2 protein-coding genes and 1 pseudogene are annotated in these 3,390 nt (G+C 72.1%); all 3 read left to right on the plus strand.

Annotated elements, in window-relative coordinates; translation table 11 throughout:
- Positions 1-194 (plus strand): annotated as a pseudogene (locus GPJ59_RS34725) (hypothetical protein); the annotation flags it as partial.
- Complete coding sequence (locus GPJ59_RS34730) at positions 166-2,256, plus strand: YhgE/Pip family protein (RefSeq protein ID WP_219672021.1); 2,091 nt, start codon at positions 166-168, stop codon at positions 2,254-2,256. The pseudogene GPJ59_RS34725 and the gene GPJ59_RS34730, both read left to right, overlap by 29 nt.
- A gap of 26 nt (positions 2,257-2,282) precedes the next feature.
- Entirely contained in the window at positions 2,283-2,927 is a 645-nt protein-coding gene (locus tag GPJ59_RS34735) for a TetR/AcrR family transcriptional regulator (RefSeq protein WP_258025375.1), read from the plus strand.
- Positions 2,928-3,390 lie beyond the last annotated feature (463 nt).

Below are 3,390 nucleotides of genomic sequence, written 5' to 3' on the forward strand. Positions count from 1 at the left end.
AGGCCGGCGAGACCGCCCGCGCCGAAGCAGGCGCCCAGGCAGACGACACCGCCCGGGCCGAGGCCGCCGCCCCGGCGGACGGCACGGCCGGCGCGCCCGCCGCGCAGGCGGACGCCACCGACGACACCACCGACACCACCGACACGACGAAGGGGACGACGGACGATGCGCTCGCCGAAGCTCGCCGCGCTTGAGCTCAAGCGGTTCGGGCGGGGGAAGCTCCCCCGGGCCGCGCTCGTGGCGCTGCTCCTGCTGCCGCTGCTCTACGGCGCCCTGTACCTGTGGTCGTTCTGGGACCCGTACAGCCGCCTCGACAAGGTGCCCGTCGCGCTGGTCAACGCCGACCGCGGCGCCACCGTCGACGGCAAGCGCATCGAGGCCGGCGACGAGATCACCAAGAAGCTCCGCGACAGCAAGACCTTCGACTGGAAGGAGGTCAGCGCGGAGCAGGCCGCCAAGGGCCTGGAGAACGGGACGTACTACCTGTCCCTGACCATGCCGGCCGACTTCAGCGAGAAGATCGCCTCCAGCTCCGGCGACGACCCCACCACCGGCGCGCTCCAGGTCAAGACCAACGACGCCAACAACTACGTCGTCGGCTCGATCTCCCGCACCGTCTTCTCCGAGGTCCGCGCCGCCGCGTCCACCAACGCCTCCCGCGGCTTCCTCGACAAGATCTTCGTCAGCTTCTCCGACCTGCACGACAAGACCGCCGAGGCCGCCGGCAGCGCCGACAAGCTCGCCGACGGCGCGGGCAAGGCCCAGAAGGGCGCCGCCGACCTCGCCGACGGCCTGGACACGGCCAAGGAGAAGACCGGCGAACTCGCCGGCGGCCTCAGCCAGCTCAACACCGCCGCCGGCAAGCTGGAGAAGGGTTCCAGGGACGTCGCGAACGGAACCCAGACCCTGGCGAACAAGGTCAACGGCGCCGCGGACAAGGCCCGTCCCTTCATCCGGGACAACCCGCAGACCATCGCCAACACCGCGCGGCTGGTCGCCGACACCGCCGATGTCGTCGAGAAGAACTTGGAGAAGTTCGTCGAGAGGGCGCCCGCAGCGGCCCGCGTCACCCAGAACGCATCCACCCTCGCCGCGGACACCCACACCAAGCACTGCGTGAAGCCCGTCTCCCAGCCTGCGCCCGCAGTCTGCCCCGAGCTCGCCAAGATCAAGGCCGCGACCGCCGACGGCGCCCGGCTCGCCGGCGACGTCAACACCCTGGTCAAGGGCCAGGGAGCGGACCTGACCAAGCTCCGCTCCCAGCTGACCGACCTGGAGAAGAAGGCCCGCGACCTCGCCGCAGCGGCTCCGGGCCTGGCCTCCGACCTCGACGCGGCTGTGGCGAAGGTCAACGCCCTCAACTCCGGAGCCCAGCAGGTTGCCGATGGCATGGTCAAGCTGCACGCCGGCATAGGCTCCGCCACCTCCGGCTCCGCCAAGATCGACAAGGGTGTCGGCAAGCTCGGCGAAGGCGCCCACAGCCTGAGCGGCGGCATCTACAAGGTGGCCGACGGCAACGGCGCCCTGGCCTCCGGCCTGCACGACGGCGTCGACAAGATCCCCGACTACGACGAGCAGCAGCGCGACGCCCGCACCGAGGTCATGGCCGACCCGGTCAAGCTCGCCAACGAGTCCCTGCACAAGGCGCCCAACTACGGCACCGGCTTCGCCCCGTACTTCATCCCGCTGTCCCTCTGGGTCGGCGCGATGGTCGCGTACATGCTGATCCAGCCGCTCAACCGGCGGGCGCTGGCCACCGGCGCCTCCCCCTGGCGGATCGCGCTCGCCGGCTGGCTGCCGGTCGCCTCCCTCGGCGTCGCCCAGGTCGCCATGCTGATGTCCGTCCTCCACTTCGGCCTCGGCCTGGAGATGGCGCACCCGGCCGCCACCATCGGCTTCCTCGCCCTGGTCACCGGCTGCTTCGCAGCCATCGTGCAGTGGCTGAACGCCAAGTTCGGCGCGGCCGGCCGGATCCTGGTCCTCGTGGTGCTCATGCTCCAGCTGACCTCCGCCGGCGGTACGTACCCCATCCAGACGAGCCCCGGCTTCTTCAACGCCATCCACTCCTACCTGCCGATGTCCTACGTCGTCGAGAGCCTGCGCCGGCTCATCACCGGCGGCGACCTGGCGGCCGTCTGGACGGGCTGCGCGGTCCTGGCCGCCTTCACGGTGGGCGCCCTGGCCCTCACCGCGCTCGCCGCCCGCGGCAAGCAGGTGTGGACCATGGACCGGCTGCACCCTGAACTGAGCCTGTAGGGGACGGAACTGTGACAATCAGCGCCATGGACAGCAGCACCAGCACCGGCCCCACCGGCACCGGCGGCCCCACCGGCCGCCGCCAGGCCACCCGCCAGAAGCTCTACGAGGCGGCCGTCACCCTCATCGCCGAGCAGGGGTTCTCCGCGACCACGGTCGACGAGATCGCCGAGCGCGCGGGCGTCGCGAAGGGCACCGTCTACTACAACTTCGCCAGCAAGACGGAGCTCTTCGAGGAACTGCTCCGGCACGGGGTCGGACTGCTGACCGCCTCGCTGCAGGCGGCCGCCGACGGGACCGAGGCCCGCGGCGGCACCCGGATCGAGGCCCTGGACGCCATGATCCGGGCCGGCCTGGTCTTCATCGACCGCTACCCGGCCTTCACCCAGCTCTACGTCGCCGAACTCTGGCGCACCAACCGGGCCTGGCAGTCCACCCTCATGGTGGTCCGTCAGGAGGCCGTGGCCGTCGTGGAGAAGGTGCTGCGCGAGGGCGTCGAGCGGGGCGAGCTCAGCAGCGAGATCGACGTACCGCTCACGGCGGCCGCCCTGGTCGGGATGGTGCTGGTGGCCGCCCTGGACTGGCAGTCCTTCCAGCGCGAACGCTCGCTGGACGACGTCCACTCGGCCCTGTCCCTGCTGCTGCGCGGACGGGTGAGCGGAAGCCGCTGACTGACCCGGCAGTCCACTACCCCCGGTCGGCGGTGCCGCCTGCACCCGTCGGGGCGTAGAACTGGGTATCCGTACCTAGGCGTCAGGATGAGTATGCGTACGGATGGGCTCCCACCTGGGTGAACACCAGAATGGGAGCGACGGACGGGGGCGCCCGGCCCGCACCGCCGACACGGGGCTGCGGAGCGGGCCGGGCACCTCGATCCGGACCACGGGGGTGGGGGAAGCGGAACGCCGGTGCGGCGAGGCTCGGGGGGATCGAGCTTCGGCGCACCGGCGTTCTCGCATGCCGGCGGACAGGCCGGGCGGGACGCCCGCGCCGTCAGCCCCGCCCGCGCGACGGCAGCGGCAGGCGCGTCCTCCACGCGGACAGCCGGGCCCGCACCGGCGCCAGCCGGACCCGTACCCCCGCCGCCCCCGCGGGCCGGCGGCGCGTGGCCGCCACGCCCGCGCGCGGCGGTGT

Origin of the sequence: Streptomyces bambusae (assembly GCF_019400985.1) — a bacterium.
GTDB classification, from domain to species: Bacteria; Actinomycetota; Actinomycetes; order Streptomycetales; family Streptomycetaceae; genus Streptomyces; species Streptomyces bambusae_A.